This window comes from Pseudomonas cerasi (assembly GCF_900074915.1).
GTDB classification, from domain to species: Bacteria; Pseudomonadota; Gammaproteobacteria; order Pseudomonadales; family Pseudomonadaceae; genus Aquipseudomonas; species Aquipseudomonas cerasi.
The window spans coordinates 2,764,543-2,780,773 of record NZ_LT222319.1; the positions used below are offsets into that span (position 1 = coordinate 2,764,543).

Genomic DNA, 16,231 nt, shown 5'->3' on the forward strand with positions numbered 1-16,231 from the left:
ACCGTCTTGGCGGTCAAAAACCTGCCTCGTTACATTGCCCTCAGCCACATTTCATTTGCCAGGCAAGGGCTCTTGCATGAATCCGGAACGTATCAAAGCACTTATCGACCTGATGGCCGAATCGGACCTGAGCGAACTCAGCCTGTGTGAAGGCGACGCGCAGCTGCGTTTGCTGCGCGAGCCCGCTCAGGTCGCCAACCGCGTCAATCCGGCTGTTGCGACAGTGCAGACGACGCCCGCAGCGCGCACTGTTGCTCCGACTCAGACAAGTACGACGACCGCCGTACAACAGACAAAGGCGTGCGCCTCGCTGTACGGGGTGTTGCACCTGACCCCGGCACCCGACCAGCCGCCTTTTGTCGAGATCGGTACGTCCGTCGAGGTGGGGCAGACCCTGGCCGTGGTCGAGGCCATGAAGATGTTTCATCCGGTGAAGGCTGAGGCGGCAGGGGTGGTGACTGCCATTCTGGTTGCCAATGGCGAAGAGGTTCAGGCCGGTCAGGCGCTGTTCAGCATTGCGTGATGGTCTTGAGCTGCCTTGCAGGCCGTCTTGCGGGTTCACCGATCAGGGGTTTTTGATGTTCGATAAAGTATTGATCGCCAATCGCGGCGAAATCGCCCTGCGCATCCAGCGCGCCTGCAAGGGCCTGGGCCTGCGCACGGTAGCGGTGTATTCCGAAGCGGATCGCGATGCCGGTTACGTACAGCAGGCTGACGAAGCGCTGTGCATCGGTCCCGCCGCAGCGGCGCAGAGCTATCTGAATCAGGCGGCCGTGCTCTATGCCGCGCAACTGACCGGTGCTCAGGCGATCCATCCCGGTTATGGCTTTCTGTCTGAAAATGCCATGTTCGCCGAACGTATCGAGCAGGCTGGCCTGACCTTCATCGGCCCCAGTGCTGCGTGCATTCGGGTCATGGGCGACAAGGTCGCTGCCAAGCGGGCGATGCGCGAAGCCGGCGTGCCGTGCGTACCCGGTCCGGATACCAGCATGCCGGCCGACCCGCAGAGCATTCTGCAGATCGCTCGCGACATCGGTTACCCGGTCATCGTCAAGGCCGCAGGCGGCGGCGGAGGGCGCGGCATGCGTGTGGTTCAGGAAGAGTCTCGTCTGCTCGATGCGATTGCGCTGACCCGCGAAGAAGCCCGACACGCGTTCGGCAATCCCGAGTTGTATATCGAGAAGTTTCTGGGCCAGCCGCGCCATGTCGAGATTCAGGTGTTGTGCGATGCCTATGGCAATGCTGTCTGGCTCGGCTCACGGGATTGCTCGATGCAGCGCCGCCACCAGAAGGTGCTTGAAGAGGCGCCTGCACCCGGCATCGACGCAGCATTGATGGCCAGGGTGGGCGAGCGTTGCGCACAGGCTTGCCGCCAGATCGGCTATCAGGGCGTCGGCACGTTCGAGTTCCTCTTCGAAAAGGACGAGTTCTATTTCATCGAGATGAACACCCGCCTGCAGGTCGAGCACCCGGTAACGGAAATGACCTCCGGCATCGACATTGTCCAGCAGCAGATCCGCATGGCGATGGGCGAGCGCCTGAGCTTCAGTCAGGCCGACGTAACGGTGTCGGGCCATTCGCTGGAGTGCCGGATCAACGCCGAGGACCCGCGCAGCTTCATGCCAACGCCGGGCCAGGTCACCCGCTGGCAGATCCCCGGTGGTTTCGGCGTGCGGGTCGATTCGCATGTCAGCCACGGCTACCGCGTTCCGCCTTATTACGATTCGATGGTGGCCAAGGTCATCACTCATGGTGCCAGTCGCGATGAGGCGTTGGCACGCATGCGTCTGGCACTCAGCGAAATGCACGTCGAGGGCATCTCTACCAACATCGCGCTGCATCGCGACATTCTGCAGGACCCGGTGTTCTGCAAGGGTGGCATGGACATTCATCACCTGGAGCGCTGGTTGCAGACAAGGAGCCACCCATGAGTCTCGTGCAGGCGCCGAATGCGCCAAGAATCACCTTGCTGGGAACCACCGCGTTGCTGTTTGAAGCACCCGGCGAGCTCGACCTGGCACCGCAGCAACGCATATGGGCACTGGCCCGTCTGAGCAAGGACTGGCCGCAGGTACGCGAGGCGGTGCCGGGGATGAACAACCTGATGCTGACCTTCGCGGCGCCACCGCGGGACCTGGCCGGTCTTAAAACCCGTTTGCTGGAGACCTGGGAGCAGTGCCAGCCGCTGCCGTTGCAGGGCCGGATCATTGAATTGCCGGTGGTATACGGCGGTGACGGCGGCCCGCACATGGCTGATGTCATCGCCCATACCGGGCTGGATATCGAAACCATCGCCAATCTGCACTGTGAGCCGCTGTACCCGGTGTACGCCCTGGGCAGCCATCCGGGTTATTGCTACCTGGGCGGCATGGATCAGCGCTTGGCAACGCCGCGGCGCAAGGTGCCGGTACTCGATATCGGGGCCGGGTCGGTCTCCATCGGTGGCGTTCAGACGGGTATTTCCGCCTCGGCCGGCCCCAGTGGCTGGAACACAATAGGACGCACGGAAATGGTGTTTTTCGATGCGGGTCAGCAGCCTCCGGCGCTGTTGCAACCCGGCGATCAACTGCGCTTGCGTATCGAGAGGATCATCCGATGATCGAAGTTATCAGCGCTACCGCACTGGCGACCGTTCAGGATCTGGGGCGGCACGGCAGCCTCGGCTACGGCGTCGGCACGTCTGGCGCGATGGACACGCTGTCACTGCGGCTCGGCAACCTGTTGCTGGGCAACGATGAAGACGCCGCGGGGATTGAAATTCCGCTGTTCCCGTTCGAAGTGCGCTTTGTCGATGACTGCACCTTCGCGATCACCGGCGCCGCCTGCGCTGCGTCGCTCGATGGTGAGCGGCTGCCAGGCAATTGGGTCGCTCAGGCACGCAAGAATCAGGTGTTGCGGCTCAATTACCCGACGATGGGCAGCCGCGTGTATCTGTGTCTGGCCGGCGGCGTCGACGTGCCGTTGGTGCTGGGCTCGCGCAGCACGCAATTGCGCGGCGCTTTTGGTGGCTGGCAGGGCCGTGCGTTGCAGCAGGGTGATGTGATTCCTGCGGGCGCTGCCAACGAACTGCGTGCCAGTGATTTCGGGGTGCAATCGTCGGTGGCGGCCTTGCCGTTGTTGCTTGACGGGCTGCCGGCCATCCGCGTGCTGCCGGCTGCCGAATTCGACTGTTTCAGTGCCGAGGCGCAAGCAACGTTTTTTGCCGGTGAGTGGAAAATCACCACGCAGAGCAACCGTTATGGCTACCGCATGGAGGGCACGCCCTTGCTTGCGCGCGAGACGCTGGAAATCCGCTCTCATGGCATCGTGCCTGGCGTGATTCAGGTGCCCCACGGCGGACAGCCGATCGTGCAGATGCGTGATGCCCAGCCCAGTGGCGGTTATCCCAAGTTTGCCACAGTCATCGAGGCCGATCTGTGGCGTCTTGGCCAGGCGCCGATCGGCAGCAAGGTCCGTTTTGTGCAGTGCAGCTACGACGAAGCGGTCGACGCGCTGGACACCAATCACGCTTTCATCGAAGACGCCCGGCGCGTGCTCGCGCTGCGCAGCCTGCAAGGACATCGCTGATGAACATCAAAGAGATTCGCCAGCTGGCAGCGTGTATTCGGGACGCCGGCATTACTGTGCTGGAGTTGAGGCGGCCGGGGTTCGAGCTGTTGATCCGCCGCGGCGAGCCTTTACAGGCCTGCGCTGTGCCCTCTGCGCCACAGGTCGCCGTTGAACCGTCGGCGCTGACTGCCCATGTGGTGAGTGCCGACAACCCCGGCGTGTTTGTATCGAGTCATCCCGATGAACGCAGCAGCTACGTAAAACCCGGCGATGCAGTGGCTGCGGGACAGTTGCTGGGGCTGTTGCGTATCGGCCTGCTGTATCTGCCGGTGCGCAGCGACCAGGCAGGGCGCGTACTGCGCTTTCTGGCCGCCGAAAACGAGCGCGTCGGTTATGGCCAGCCGCTGATTGAACTGGAGGAACTTGATCATGCGCATTGATCTGAATGCTGATCTGGGTGAGGGCTTCGGGCCCTGGACCATGGGCGAAGACGAGGTCTTGATGCCATTGATCTCCTCGGCCAACGTGGCGTGCGGCTTTCATGCCGGGGATCCGCTGATCATGGACAGCACAGTGCGCCGCGCCAAGGCGCTGGGCATTGATCTCGGTGCGCATGTCGGCTTTCCGGATCTGCAGGGGGTCGGCCGCCGCAGAATGAACATCGAGCTCAAGGAGTTGTGCGCAATTGTGGTGTATCAACTCGGCGCTCTGGCGGGCCTTGCAGCCGCTGCCGGTTACCGCGTCACGCACATGAGTTTTCACGGGGCGCTGGGCAATATGGCTGCGGCCGATGCCGAACTGGCCGGGCCTTTGGTAAGGGCTGTTGCAGGTTTTGACCCGCAGCTGATCATCAGCTCATCCAGCAGCGCGGCCATCGAGCAGGCCGCCGAGGCGTGCAACCTGAGGGTGGCAACGACCTTTCTGGCTGATCGCACCTATGACGAAAACTGCCTGCTGGTGCCGCGAGGTACGCCCGGTGCGGTGATCAAAGACCCGGAGCAGGTCAGGGCCAGGGTTGCGCAACTGTTGCAGGACGGCTCGGTAACGACCCTGAGCGGCAAGCGTGTGGCGGTCAACGCCCAGTCGATTCTGTTGCATGGCGACACGCCGGGGGCGGTGGAACTTGCGCGCAGCATTCGCCGGAGCATCGAAGAGCAGGGCGGTGTCATCACCCCGGTTTCACAGCTGCTCGGGTCATAAGCGCAGCTTATTGCCACACAACCATTGTGTCTTGGTCGCTGCCCATGACGCTCGTTAAAGTCCAGTACAAGGCGATCAGCATTAACAGCCAAGCGGCTGATCGACGCTTATTCAAGGAAACCCTGACATGCCTTTTTCCGATTATAAAACTGCGCTGGTCACCGGCGCTTCTTCCGGCATTGGCGAGGCCGTCGTCGAGCGGCTGTGTGCCGAAGGTTTGCAGGTCCATGCGCTGGCGCGCAGTGCAGACAAGCTGGCGGCACTGGCGCAGCGCACCGGTTGTATCGCGCACGCTATCGACGTGACTGATCTGGCTGGCCTGACGGCCTTGTTTCAGGCCCATCATTTCGATGTCGTGGTCAACAATGCCGGCGTCGACCGGCCCGGCTCGCTGCTCAAAGCGGACGCTGAAGGGATCGATCTGCTGGTCGATGTGAACCTGCGCGCAGTATTGCAGATTGCCAGGCTCTCGTTGCCGGGGATGGTCGAGCGTGATTGCGGGCACATCATCAACATCAGTTCGATCGCTGCTGCCTACAACTTCGGTGGCAACTCGACGTACCACGCGACCAAGGCTGCGGTAAGCATGCTGTCCCGTCAGTTGCGCATCGATGCCTTCGGCAAGCGCGTGCGGGTCACCGAAATCTGCCCGGGGCGCGTGGCGACGGATATCTTCGCTCACGTGCATGGCGACTCCGAGGAAGTGCGCAAGCGTTTCATCGAGGGCTATGAGCTGCCGGTGGCCAAGGACATTGCCGATGCGATCGCCTATGTGATTGCCGCGCCCATCGCGGTCAACATCGGGCATATGGAAATCACCCCGACGCTGCAGGTGCCCGGCGGTCTGTCGACTGCGCGTCCGCAGGACTACGAAGGCTGAGGCTGAGTCTGCAAGGGCTGTCCCCATCACGAGAGCGGCATCAGCCGCCATGTCATACCCGCGCCAGACCCGCTGGCGCCTTGCTTCTGCCCTGGCTGAATGTCTATGGGAACAACCATGACGAGTAAATTCGATCTTTCAGCGATCCTGCAGGGCGAGTACGCCGAGCTGATCGTCAAGGGCATAGAAACGACCCTGCAACTGGCATTCGTTGCCTGGTGTCTGGCCATGGCGGTAGCCCTGCTGCTGGTGTCGATTCGCCTGACCGGCAACAAGTACGCCGAGCGCCTGGTGGCGGGTTATGTGTCCTATCACCGCAATGTGCCGACGCTGGTGCAACTGATGCTCTGGTATTTCGGCATTCCCACGCTGCTGTCCGAAAACACACAGATCTGGCTGGCCAACTACAGCACCGAGTACCTGTTTTCGGTCATCGCCCTGGGCCTTTGCCAGGCGGCGTATTTCAGTGAAGACATTCGCAGCGGGTTACGCGCGATTCCGGCCGGGCAAGTCGAGGCGTCGCGCGCGCTGGGCCTGGGTTATGTGCGCTCGATGCGTTACGTGATCCTGCCGCAAGGGGTTCGCAACTGCCTGCCGTCGCTGATCAATCACACGGTCCTGCTGTTCAAGAACACCAGTCTGGTCATGGCCATCGGCGTGGTGGAGCTGACTTATGCCACCCGCGAAGTCGAGAACTACACCTTCCGCACCTTCGAAGCGTATCTGGTCGCAACCGTGGTCTACCTGGCCATTTCATTGATGCTGATGGGCCTGGGTGCTGTACTGGCCCGGCAATTCAGCAAAGCCATGGCGAGGTAGGCGGCGATGTTCGATGTCTTCACGATTGTTCGCGATAACTGGACCTTGCTGCTGGTCGGTCAATACCCCCACGGTCCGATGGGCGGCCTGATTTCGACGCTGATGCTGGCGGCGCTGGCCCTGTTGCTGGCCTTTCCTCTGGGGCTGCTGTTGTCGCTGGCGCGGGTTTCGCCGTGGCGCTGGCTGCGCTACCCGGCGACGGTCTGGGTCTACGTGATGCGCGGCATTCCGCTGCTGATGGTGATTTTCTGGACCTACTTTCTGGTCCCCTTGCTGATCGGCCATAACATCACCGGTTTCACCACCATGCTCTGCACGCTGGTGGTCTATCAGAGCGCCTACCTGTGCGAAATCATCCGCGGCGCTATTCAGGCGCTGCCGACCGGTCAATACGAAGCCTCCCGCGCACTGGGCATGGGCTACCTGCGCACCACGGTCTGGGTGATCCTGCCGCAGGCGCTGTACAACGCCTTGCCGAGTCTGATCAGCCAGTTCATTTCGATCATCAAGGAAACGTCGCTGGGCTACGTGATCAACGTCCAGGAAGTGACCTTTGCCGCCAATCAGATCAATAACCAACTGCTGACCAAGCCGTTTCAGGTGTTCTTCATCCTGGCGATCACTTACTACGTGCTGTGCTACGGCCTGACCCGTCTCGCCGCCGTGGTGGAGCAGCGGATTGCCCGCAAACGTGAAGGCGATGTATCGCCTGTGCCCGTTCCCCGGCCTTTGACTACCGATAATTGAGGGTTGCCCAATGCATCCGATGATCATGTTTTCCAGGATCAATAAATGGTATGGCGAGTACCAGGCCCTGACCGATATCACCGCCGAGGTGCAGCGCGGCGAAGTGGTCGTGCTGTGCGGGCCCTCAGGCTCGGGCAAGTCGACACTGATCCGCACCGTCAATCGTCTTGAGGACGTGCAAGAAGGCCAGATCCTGTTTGACGGCCGTGACGTGAACGGCACCGACGCCAACGTCAATCGGCTGCGCAGCCGCGTGGGTTTCGTGTTCCAGAGCTTCAATCTGTTTCCGCACTTGTCGGTGCTCGACAACATCATCCTGACCCCGACCAAGGTCCGTGGCTTGAAGAGCAGTGAAGCGCGCGCCCGCGCCATGGAGTTGCTGGATCGGGTGGGGCTGGCACACAAGGCCGGTGCCTACCCCGCACAGTTGTCCGGTGGCCAGCAGCAGCGTGTGGCGATTGCTCGCGCGCTGGCGATGGAGCCGCCCGTCATGCTGTTTGACGAGCCCACCAGCGCTCTTGACCCGGAAATGGTCGGCGAGGTGCTCGGCGTCATGAAAGGCCTGGCCAAAGAGGGCATGACCATGATGTGCGTCACCCACGAGATGAATTTTGCCCGGGAAGTGGCCGACACCATCTGGTTCATGGATGCGGGGCAGATCCTCGAAAAATCCAGCCCTGAGGTGTTCTTTCAGCAACCGACCCATCCGCGTGCCCAGCGCTTCATTGCCGACCTGCGCAGCCATTGAGCGCAGGCACTGATTTCAGCGAATCACTCAATTCATTTTCAGGAGTCTCACCATGCGTATCAAGTCTGTACTGGCTGCACTGGCGTTGTCGCCGCTGGCTGTTTCGGTGGTCCATGCTGATCAGCTCAGCGATGTGATGAGCAAGAAAAGCCTGAGCTGTGGCGTGTATGCCGACGTTCCGCCGTTCTCGGCACCGGACCCTCAAACCCGCGAACTGGTGGGCATGGACGTCGATCTTTGCAAAGCCCTGGCCAAACACATGGGCGTGGAGCTGGAACTCAAGCCACTGTCGGTCGAAGCACGTATCCCGGAAGTCAAAATGGGCCGCGTGGATGTGATTTTCGCCAATCTGGCTTACACCAAGAGCCGTGCCGACCAGATCCAGTTCAGCGACCCTTACTACATCGCCAAGGAAACACTGGTAGTCCGTGCCGCGAATGCCGATCAACCGAAATCGTTCTTCAAGGGCAAACGCATCAGTTCGACCAAAGGCTCTACCTCCGAGCAGTCGATCCGTCTGGCTGACGCGACGCCAGTGACCTTCCAGGACACCGGCTCTGCCTACATGGCACTGCAACAGAACAAGGTGGTGGGTCTGGTGACCAACACCATGACCGCAATCAAGCTGGTAGGGCAGGCCAAGGCCGGCGGCGTGGAATTGGCCATTGCCAAGGAACCGATGGCGCTTGAGCCCATCGGTGCCGGCATGCGCCAGGGCGAACCGGCCTTTCTGGCGAAGGTCAACGAATCGCTGCGCGCAATGGAAGCCGCAGGTGAGATCGACGCGATCTGGGCGCACTGGATCGGCCCGAATACCGAATACAAGATGGTTCGCGAAGACAAGGTACAAAGCCTCAGCGAATTGAAATTCGACCCGCTGCCTTGAGCAAGGGCATGAAGCCGACCAAACGGTCGGCTTCATGCCGCACGGCACCATCGCATCTTGATCAGATCTTGATATTTCCTTGATGGTTTATTAATAGCCGAGGTTCAGAGTCCGACCGACAGTATCAATCGTCGGCATGACCCCGCGTGGGCGTCTCAGAGGACAAAATGTCTGATCGCTCAGGTTCGGTTTCTCCATCGGCAGTCGCTGCTTTCATCACCCGAAAGAGACGTTTCGGCGTATCCCCTGTATGGCTGGTTCCGCTGCTCGCTGCCTTGATAGGCCTGTCGCTGCTGATCAGCAGCACACTGTCGAAAGGCCCGAGAATCTTCGTCACCTTCCAGAGCGCCGAGGGGCTTGAACCTCACAAGACGAGGGTCAAGGTCAGGAATGTGGTGATCGGCGAGGTATCGGCCGTGGCCTTGAACACGGACCGTACAGGCGTTGTGGCGACGGTGGACCTCGATGCCAGCGCCCGTGCTTTCACTGCCGAGGACTCCCTGTTCTGGGTGGTGCGCCCGCGTATAGGCGTCACCGGTGTATCGGGCTTGAATACCGTGCTTTCCGAGCCATTTATCGCGGCGGACAGCGGTACGTCCGGGCATACGAAAAAACACTTTGTCGGTCAGGAAGCTCCGCCACCCATTACCTACGGCGCAAAAGGCACGCGTTTTACCCTGCACGCCGCAGACATGGGCTCACTGGAGGTCGGGTCTCCTTTGTACTACCGACGCATTCAGGTCGGACAGATAGCGGCCTGCCATTTATCCGCAGACGGCAAGGGCGTGGATGCGGAAATTTTCATCAATGCGCCCAATGACAGTTTCGTGACCACCGACACGCGTTTCTGGAATGCCAGCGGCATTGGCATGACGGTGGATGCCGATGGTCTGAAAATAAAGACTGAATCGGTCTCGACGCTACTGGCGGGAGGGGTGGCCTTCGTCGAGCCGGATTACCGCACGAATGCGCCCCGGGCCGCGGAGCATGCACGCTTCATGCTGTTTGACGATCAGCAGAAGGCGCTGTCGCCGCCCGACGGCGAACCGGGTTACATCCGTATGATATTCAGCCAGTCGCTGCGGGGGCTGGAGGTCAATTCGCCGGTCGAGTTCATGGGCATAACGCTGGGGCGAGTCGTCTCGGTAGACCTGGACTACGACGCCGCCAGCAAGTCGTTCACCAGCATCGTAGGGGCGCAGATATACCCCGACCGCCTGGGTATGGCCAATGAAAAAATCGTGAAGACGTTAGGCGTTACCGATGATGCACGTACGGCACAGTTGATAGCCGACTTCGTCAAACGAGGCCTGCGTGCGCAGCCTCGCAGCGAGAGTCTGCTGACCGGACAACTGTATATTTCCCTGGGTTTTATCGCCAACGCTGCGCCGGTGCCGTTCGATATCAGTGCGCAGCCGTTGATAATCCCGACCGTGCCGGGGGAGCTTGAAAAGATGCAGGAGCAGGTACAGCAGATCATCGACAAGTTCAGCAACGTGCCGGTGCAGGAGATCGCCGGCAACTTCAATGGCAGCCTTGGCGAGGCGCAAAAGACGTTCAGGCTTTTCAACGCGCAGGTGATGCCTGAACTCCACGGCGTTCTGCTGCAATCCCGAAGCACACTGGACATTGCCGGTGCAGCACTCGCCGAGGACTCGCCTGTGCATCAACAGATCGACCGGACAATCGACGACGTTCAGCGCATGGCCCGCTCGGTAAGGGTCCTGACCGATTACCTGAGCCGCAACCCCGAAGCCTTGATCCGTGGCCGCACCCGGCAGGATCGACCGGGTGTCTACCAGAGGACCGCGCCTGCTCAGCAGGCCGATTAAGCCGAGCCGGACGGCTTCAGTACCTCGGTTTGACCGCCTTCCAGTCCGGCTTGTACTTTTGCATCTGCTTCACGTCATCGCGCTGCCGAATGCCACAGCTGTGATACTGGTCGTTGAGCTTGCCGAGCTGGTCATGGTCCAGTTCCAGCCCCAGGCCGGGCGCGCGGGTGATGCTGACGCAGCCGTCGACAATCGGCAGTTTGCCGCCCTTGATGACTTCCTCGTCCGGCTCCTGCCACGGGTAGTGCGTGTCGCAGGCGTAGTCCAGATTAGGCACCGACGCTGCGACGTGGGCCATGGCCATAAGGCTGATACCCAGATGCGAGTTGGAGTGCATCGACACGCCGAGGCCAAAGGTGTCACACATCTTCGCCAGTGCCTGAGTGTCGCGCAGGCCGCCCCAGTAATGGTGGTCAGCGAGTACGATTTGCACGCTGTCGAGGGCCACGCTGCGGCGGAACTCGTCGAAATCGGTTACCACCATGTTGGTTGCCAGCGGCAGACCGGTGCGTTTATGCAGCTCGGACATGCCGTCGAGGCCCGGCGTCGGGTCTTCGTAATATTGCAGATCATCGCCCAGCAGTTCTGCCATGCGAATCGAGGTCTCCAGTGACCAGTTGCCGTTGGGGTCGATGCGCAGCGGATAACCGGGGAAAGCCTTTTTCAGCGCCTTGATGCACGACACCTCGTGTTCCGGCGGCAGTGCTCCGGCCTTGAGCTTGATGCTTTTGAAACCGTAGGCTTCGATCATGCGCCGGGCCTGAGCAACGATCTGCTCTTCGCTGAGCGCTTCACCCCAGCTGTCGGGCGCGTAAGGCGCATCGGCATGCTGCGCGTATTTGAAAAACAGGTAGGCGCTGAAGGGTATCTGGTCACGAATGGCACCGCCGAGCAGGTCCACCAATGGCAGGTTCATGGAACGCGCCTGCAGGTCCAGAAACGCCACTTCGAACGCAGAATAAGCATTGCTGACCGCCTTGCTCGCGTGTGAGCCCGGCGCCAGTTCGGCACCGGCCAGGCTGGCAGGCTTATGCGCTGCCACGGTCGCCTGAACGATGCTGCGCAGCTGATTGAGGTTGAACGGGTCGAGCCCGATCAACTGGTTCTGCACGTGTTGCTGAATCGCCAGTGCCGGGGCATCCCCGTAGCTTTCACCGAGACCGATGTAGCCGTTGTCGCTTTCTACCTCAATGATCGAGCGCAGGGCAAAGGGTTCGTGAATACCACTGGCGTTGAGCAGTGGCGGGTCGCGAAAGGCGATAGGGGTCACGGTCACACGTATGATTTTCAAAGGGCGGTCTCCCGGAGGTCAGGGTTTGAGGCTGGAAGGGGTGCCAGTAACGGCAGGGCTGAGCGCTGCAGGCCGCTCAGCCCTTGACGGGCGGCCGCGATCACCTCGTGGCGTGGTGCGGGCGAAGAAGATCACCACGGCAGCCAGCAGCGATGTCGCTGCCAGTCCATACAGACCGCCTTGAATCGAACCGGTGGTCTGTTCCAGAAAGCCGAACGTGGTGGGCGCAACGAAACCGCCCAGGTTGCCGATTGAGTTGATCAGCGCAATGACCGCAGCGGCAATGCGTGCATCCAGATAGCCCTGAGGGATTGGCCAGAACAGCGCAGACGCGGCCTTGAAACCGATGGCCGCGAAGCAGATGGCGACAAAGGCGAACACTGGACCGCCGACGGTGGACATGAACATGCCGGCGGCGATGACCAGGGCGACTGCCACCCAGGCCTGCTGGTGCTTGAAGCGTGCAGCCAGTGCTGCAAAACCGTACATGGCCACGATGGAGATGATCCACGGGATCGAATTGAACAGCCCGACCTCGAAATCGCTGAAGCTGCCCATCTTGCGGATCATGCTCGGCAGCCAGAAGGTGGCGCCGTAGATGGTCAGCGCCACGGAAAAGTAGATGAAGCAGAACAGCAGGATCTGCCGGTCCGCCAGCAGGCGCAATACCGAGGGTCTGACGGTTTGTGCTGCTTCGCGCAGCCGTTGCTCTTCGGCAATGGCGGTGCTGAGCGCGGTTTTTTCTTCGTCACTGAGCCAGCGGGCTTCGTGAGGATGTGATTGCAGCCAGAACCAGACGAAACCGCAGAGCACGATCGACGCGAAGCCTTCGATCAGGAACATCCATTGCCAGCCATGCAGGTTCAGGCCCTCGATGCCGAGCAGGGCGCCGGACACCGGTCCGGAGATGACCGACGCTATCGCCGAGCCGCTGAGAAACAGCGCCATGGCTTTGCCGCGGTCGCTGGAAGGCAGCCACTGGGTGAAGTAATAGATGATGCCGGGGAAGAAACCGGCTTCGGCGGCGCCGAGAATGAAGCGCAGCACGTAGAAGCTGGTTTCACCTTGAACGAATGCCATGGCCATTGCAGCCGCGCCCCAGGTAAACATGATGCGGGTCAGCCAGGCGCGGGCGCCGTAGCGCTGCAAGAGCATGTTGGAGGGGACTTCGAACAGTGCGTAACCGACAAAGAACAATCCGGCGCCCAGCCCATAAGCCGCTGCGCCGATACCCAGATCGGTTTCCAGATGGCTGCGTACAAAACCGATGTTGACCCGGTCGATGTAATTGACGATGAACATCACCACGAACAGCGGCAGCACGTGGCGTTTTACCTTGGCGGCCGCACGGGCAAGCACCGTGGCGTCCGTAGTACCAGGGACGGTATTCAAGAGGCGACTCCCATTCATTGTTATTTTGGGGATGAGTCGATCATGAGGGCGTGTATTATTCCCGTCCAATCCAGTTAGTGACTTGATTGATACCGGGAGTGGATCAATGTTCGAGCTTTCTCAACTGCGTTGCTTCACCACGGTGGCAACAGAGCTGAATTTTCGCCGTGCCGCCGAACGGCTGAACATGACGCAGCCGCCGTTGAGTCGGCAGATTCAGATACTGGAGCATAATCTGGGCGTCGAGCTGTTCACCCGCAGCACCCGCAGTGTGGCCCTGACTGCCGCGGGCAGGGCTTTTTTCATCGAGGCGCAGACCTTGCTGGAGCGCGCGCAGCAGGCGGCCATTTCCGCGCGACGCTTTGCCGAAGGTGACATCGGCTCGGTGACCATCAGTTTCGTCGGCAGCGCCGTGTACGAGTTTCTGCCCAGGGTGATCGCCGAAGCGCGCCTCAAGCAGCCGCAGGTGAAGATTTCCCTGACTGAAATGAACACCTATCAGCAGCACGAAGCACTCAGGGCGCGGCGCATTGACCTCGGTATCGTGCGAGCGCCACTGTTTCAGCCGGGGTACGAGAGCGAATGCCTGGTATGCGAGCCTTTTGTGCTGGCCGTGCCGAGCAATCATCGATTGGCGCATGCGGACTCGGTCGCGGTGGCCGATCTGGATGGCGCACCGTTCCTGATGTATTCGCATTCGGCGTACCCACCGTTCAACGAACTGCTGACCGGTATGTTTCGCTCCGCACGAGTTGCACCGGAGTATGTCCAATGGCTTGGATCGTCACTGACTATTCTGGCGCTGGTCAACGCTGGCATGGGGCTGGCACTGGTACCGCGTTGTGCGACCAGTGTGGTGTTCAAGGACGTCGTGTTTCGTGACATTGACCTGGGCGAAGGCGTGCAGAGCGAGTTGCACCTGGTCTGGCGCACCGACAATGACAACCCGGCGTGCCGGATGCTGCTCGAAGCCATTCGTGCGGCCGTCAGGGCGGATGAAAATTGAAGCGAAAAACCTTGTAACGTAGTGGTATCAACTATCATTCATTCAGTCGATAGTCATCATCAAGCAAGGCAAGTTCTGTTTTTCCGGCAAAGGAGGAGGATGGCGCCATAGCCACCTGCTCCAAAGGGAGACGACGCGATGAGAATGTTCAATCTGTTGACGTTTGCTGCCGTGTTCAGCACCAGCATTATGTTCACTGCCCCCGTCAATGCTGCCGTCTCTCCGGTCTCCGAACAGTCCTGCCATTTCATGCCCGTCGCCGACAGCGCTGCCAGCCTGCAACACACTCAGTCGGTGGGCGTGCTGTACAGCGAAAATACCCTCAGCAACCTTCAGTATTTGAACAACTACCATTCGGTGGCACTCAGGAGCGGCAGCAATGGCGCACTCGATGCGCGTATCCGCAACGCATTCATCAACAGCTCGGACCCTGCGCTGGCGACCGACTGGCTGGTGGGCTCATTGAAGAAAGAGTTCGCCTCGGTAACCGTTTACAACAACCTCGATGCGCTGATGCAGGCCCGCCCGGACGTAGTGGTCATGCTCGACACTTACAACCGCCTGGTGAGCAAGCGCAACAGTCAGGTCGAAGCGCGTTTCATGGCGCGCTTCTATGACAACAACCTGCAATACATCGGCAAGGCCGAAGGTGAAGTGGTTCGGGAAATGACCTCGGTCTGGGTGCAAGGCAAGGCCGCTCCGGAGATCGCTGCACAAATCGATCAGCAGCGTGATTTGCAGGTGAATGCCTTGAAACAGTTCGACGCCTCGCTCAAGGCTCTGGTCATGCAGGCCGACCGGGCTCAGGTAGCGGCGAACTGATGGAGTGACTGCGCCAGGCTGAGAAGGCGCGGCGCAGCATTTCACACTGGCCTCAGCTATTGATGACCTGGGCAAAGTTGTTGCTGAACGCGACCTGCGAGACACCCAGCACTGATGCAATCATTCGTGAGCCGCTGCCTTGCAGCTGTATCTGACCACAATGGTTGTCCTGCGGCGTCAACTCGGTGTTGACCGACAGAAACTGCTCATCGATTTTTGTCGCTGCAATACCACCTGCCATCAGCATGGTCGCCAGCGGATCGAAGATCGGCACGGGAAGCCCTTCGGCGTGTGTTCCGGATTTGTGTTCGAGCACTTGTTTGACCAGCGTGGCGACAGGGTCGGTGGCGGTGATCAATTGCCAGTAGCTGGCGTCGAGGATGATCTGGTTGCAGACCTCCAGCGGCACCAGCATCAACGGCAGGCTTGACTGGAAAACAGTGTTGGCGGCGACAGGGTCGACGAACACATTCCATTCTGCATAGTGGTTGCTGCTGTAGGCCTCTCCCTGATCCCATGCCTTTTTCGCTTTGTTCAATGCCGCGACGTTGCCGTCGACGTAAACCGCGCCGGCCATGGCGACGATCTGCTTGAGCATTTTGAAGTCGGCTGACTGGCTGCTCAACGAAAGCATCTTCGCGATGTTGGTAAAGCCCCCCAGCGACAGCACTGTGATGGGGTCCTGGCTGTTTTTTACCGTCTGATACATGAACTCCCAGGCGGGCAGGCTCGACAGTTCCGGCAGCGTGGCAGGGTTCAGTGTCCCGAGCAGGCCCATGATGTCGTTCATGTCGTTTTTGAAGGGTTGCGGAAAGCGGTTGTCGTACTCAAGTGGCTGATCGGTACCCTTTGCCACGACGGTGCCGAGTCGATTGCCGATCCCCAGCAAATGCTGCGCGATGATCACGCCCCAGCCGAGGTCTGTTTCGCCGCATCCGGTCACTGTAATGCCGAGGATGTCGATGTCCTGTCGTTTCATCAGGTAGGCGATCGACAGTACGTCATCCCAGCCCATGTCCGTATCGATAATGACTTTCCTGTTCACGGTAATGCTCCTTG

General features: G+C 60.3%; 17 protein-coding genes. 14 read left to right on the forward strand and 3 right to left on the reverse strand.

The features are described 5' to 3' along the window. Positions 1-76: 76 nt before the first annotated feature. The 12 genes from PCPL58_RS15020 to PCPL58_RS15075 all read left to right on the forward strand — a co-directional run bounded on the left by PCPL58_RS15020 (position 77) and on the right by PCPL58_RS15075 (position 10,661). Positions 77-523, forward strand: coding sequence for an acetyl-CoA carboxylase biotin carboxyl carrier protein (locus PCPL58_RS15020; protein ID WP_065349789.1), 447 nt, complete (start codon positions 77-79; stop codon positions 521-523). Between the two features lie 55 nt (positions 524-578). Next, positions 579-1,931, forward strand: a complete 1,353-nt coding sequence (accC, locus tag PCPL58_RS15025; RefSeq protein ID WP_003370840.1) for an acetyl-CoA carboxylase biotin carboxylase subunit — start codon at positions 579-581, stop codon at positions 1,929-1,931. Beyond that, positions 1,928-2,599, forward strand: coding sequence for a 5-oxoprolinase subunit PxpB (gene pxpB, locus PCPL58_RS15030; RefSeq protein WP_060707825.1), 672 nt, complete (start codon positions 1,928-1,930; stop codon positions 2,597-2,599). Before accC ends, pxpB begins: the two co-directional genes overlap by 4 nt. After that, complete coding sequence (locus PCPL58_RS15035) at positions 2,596-3,567, forward strand: 5-oxoprolinase subunit C family protein (protein WP_065349790.1); 972 nt, start codon at positions 2,596-2,598, stop codon at positions 3,565-3,567. The genes pxpB and PCPL58_RS15035 overlap by 4 nt, the downstream gene beginning before the upstream one ends. Next, on the forward strand, positions 3,567-3,989 hold the full coding sequence (locus PCPL58_RS15040) for a biotin/lipoyl-containing protein (protein WP_065349791.1): 423 nt from the start codon (positions 3,567-3,569) through the stop codon (positions 3,987-3,989). Before PCPL58_RS15035 ends, PCPL58_RS15040 begins: the two co-directional genes overlap by 1 nt. Next, complete coding sequence (locus PCPL58_RS15045; protein ID WP_065349792.1) at positions 3,979-4,749, forward strand: LamB/YcsF family protein; 771 nt, start codon at positions 3,979-3,981, stop codon at positions 4,747-4,749. Before PCPL58_RS15040 ends, PCPL58_RS15045 begins: the two co-directional genes overlap by 11 nt. Positions 4,750-4,876: 127 nt before the next feature. Then, entirely contained in the window at positions 4,877-5,629 is a 753-nt protein-coding gene (locus PCPL58_RS15050; RefSeq protein ID WP_003370854.1) for an SDR family oxidoreductase, read from the forward strand. 117 nt (positions 5,630-5,746) lie between these two features. Continuing rightward, positions 5,747-6,448, forward strand: coding sequence for an amino acid ABC transporter permease (locus PCPL58_RS15055; RefSeq protein WP_003370856.1), 702 nt, complete (start codon positions 5,747-5,749; stop codon positions 6,446-6,448). A 6-nt stretch (positions 6,449-6,454) separates the two neighbouring features. Then, on the forward strand, positions 6,455-7,195 hold the full coding sequence (locus PCPL58_RS15060; RefSeq protein WP_003435366.1) for an amino acid ABC transporter permease: 741 nt from the start codon (positions 6,455-6,457) through the stop codon (positions 7,193-7,195). Between the two features lie 19 nt (positions 7,196-7,214). Continuing rightward, positions 7,215-7,943: an amino acid ABC transporter ATP-binding protein gene (locus tag PCPL58_RS15065; RefSeq protein ID WP_172831865.1), complete on the forward strand. Its 729-nt coding sequence runs from the start codon at positions 7,215-7,217 to the stop codon at positions 7,941-7,943. Between the two features lie 52 nt (positions 7,944-7,995). Then, positions 7,996-8,829, forward strand: coding sequence for an ABC transporter substrate-binding protein (locus PCPL58_RS15070; RefSeq protein WP_058396896.1), 834 nt, complete (start codon positions 7,996-7,998; stop codon positions 8,827-8,829). 167 nt (positions 8,830-8,996) lie between these two features. Continuing rightward, positions 8,997-10,661 (forward strand): PqiB family protein, encoded by a 1,665-nt coding sequence (locus tag PCPL58_RS15075; protein WP_065351057.1) that lies wholly within the window; start codon positions 8,997-8,999, stop codon positions 10,659-10,661. Between the two features lie 16 nt (positions 10,662-10,677). Here PCPL58_RS15075 and PCPL58_RS15080 read toward each other — a convergent pair whose 3' ends face one another. Together PCPL58_RS15080 and PCPL58_RS15085 are read right to left on the reverse strand one after the other, a co-directional pair. Beyond that, positions 10,678-11,952 carry a glucarate dehydratase family protein gene (locus PCPL58_RS15080; RefSeq protein WP_046719380.1) on the reverse strand — a complete coding sequence of 425 codons (1,275 nt, stop codon included), beginning with the start codon at positions 11,950-11,952 and terminating at the stop codon, positions 10,678-10,680. An 18-nt stretch (positions 11,953-11,970) separates the two neighbouring features. Further along, complete coding sequence (locus PCPL58_RS15085) at positions 11,971-13,311, reverse strand: MFS transporter (RefSeq protein WP_065349793.1); 1,341 nt, start codon at positions 13,309-13,311, stop codon at positions 11,971-11,973. Between the two features lie 139 nt (positions 13,312-13,450). On the opposite strand from PCPL58_RS15085, the gene PCPL58_RS15090 reads away from it, so the two are divergent. Together PCPL58_RS15090 and PCPL58_RS15095 are read left to right on the forward strand one after the other, a co-directional pair. Further along, positions 13,451-14,350 (forward strand): LysR family transcriptional regulator, encoded by a 900-nt coding sequence (locus PCPL58_RS15090; RefSeq protein WP_065349794.1) that lies wholly within the window; start codon positions 13,451-13,453, stop codon positions 14,348-14,350. Positions 14,351-14,488: 138 nt separating this feature from the next. Continuing rightward, positions 14,489-15,172, forward strand: coding sequence for a hypothetical protein (locus tag PCPL58_RS15095; protein ID WP_060707820.1), 684 nt, complete (start codon positions 14,489-14,491; stop codon positions 15,170-15,172). A 52-nt stretch (positions 15,173-15,224) separates the two neighbouring features. On the opposite strand, the gene PCPL58_RS15100 is transcribed toward PCPL58_RS15095, so the two are convergent. Continuing rightward, positions 15,225-16,217, reverse strand: a complete 993-nt coding sequence (locus tag PCPL58_RS15100; RefSeq protein ID WP_065349795.1) for a nucleoside hydrolase — start codon at positions 16,215-16,217, stop codon at positions 15,225-15,227. Positions 16,218-16,231 lie beyond the last annotated feature (14 nt).

What these genes read in the sequence shown, in the direction of transcription:
- accC (WP_003370840.1), top strand. Translation starts at nt 579, where the DNA reads ATGTTCGATAAAGTATTGATCGCCAATCGCGGCGAAATCGCCCTGCGC.
- PCPL58_RS15045 (WP_065349792.1), top strand. Translation starts at nt 3,979, where the DNA reads ATGCGCATTGATCTGAATGCTGATCTGGGTGAGGGCTTCGGGCCCTGG.
- PCPL58_RS15060 (WP_003435366.1), top strand. Translation starts at nt 6,455, where the DNA reads ATGTTCGATGTCTTCACGATTGTTCGCGATAACTGGACCTTGCTGCTG.
- PCPL58_RS15065 (WP_172831865.1), top strand. Translation starts at nt 7,215, where the DNA reads ATGATCATGTTTTCCAGGATCAATAAATGGTATGGCGAGTACCAGGCC.
- PCPL58_RS15090 (WP_065349794.1), top strand. Translation starts at nt 13,451, where the DNA reads ATGTTCGAGCTTTCTCAACTGCGTTGCTTCACCACGGTGGCAACAGAG.
- pxpB (WP_060707825.1), top strand. Translation starts at nt 1,928, where the DNA reads ATGAGTCTCGTGCAGGCGCCGAATGCGCCAAGAATCACCTTGCTGGGA.
- PCPL58_RS15035 (WP_065349790.1), top strand. Translation starts at nt 2,596, where the DNA reads ATGATCGAAGTTATCAGCGCTACCGCACTGGCGACCGTTCAGGATCTG.
- PCPL58_RS15050 (WP_003370854.1), top strand. Translation starts at nt 4,877, where the DNA reads ATGCCTTTTTCCGATTATAAAACTGCGCTGGTCACCGGCGCTTCTTCC.
- PCPL58_RS15055 (WP_003370856.1), top strand. Translation starts at nt 5,747, where the DNA reads ATGACGAGTAAATTCGATCTTTCAGCGATCCTGCAGGGCGAGTACGCC.
- PCPL58_RS15040 (WP_065349791.1), top strand. Translation starts at nt 3,567, where the DNA reads ATGAACATCAAAGAGATTCGCCAGCTGGCAGCGTGTATTCGGGACGCC.
- PCPL58_RS15095 (WP_060707820.1), top strand. Translation starts at nt 14,489, where the DNA reads ATGAGAATGTTCAATCTGTTGACGTTTGCTGCCGTGTTCAGCACCAGC.
- PCPL58_RS15070 (WP_058396896.1), top strand. Translation starts at nt 7,996, where the DNA reads ATGCGTATCAAGTCTGTACTGGCTGCACTGGCGTTGTCGCCGCTGGCT.
- PCPL58_RS15020 (WP_065349789.1), top strand. Translation starts at nt 77, where the DNA reads ATGAATCCGGAACGTATCAAAGCACTTATCGACCTGATGGCCGAATCG.
- PCPL58_RS15075 (WP_065351057.1), top strand. Translation starts at nt 8,997, where the DNA reads ATGTCTGATCGCTCAGGTTCGGTTTCTCCATCGGCAGTCGCTGCTTTC.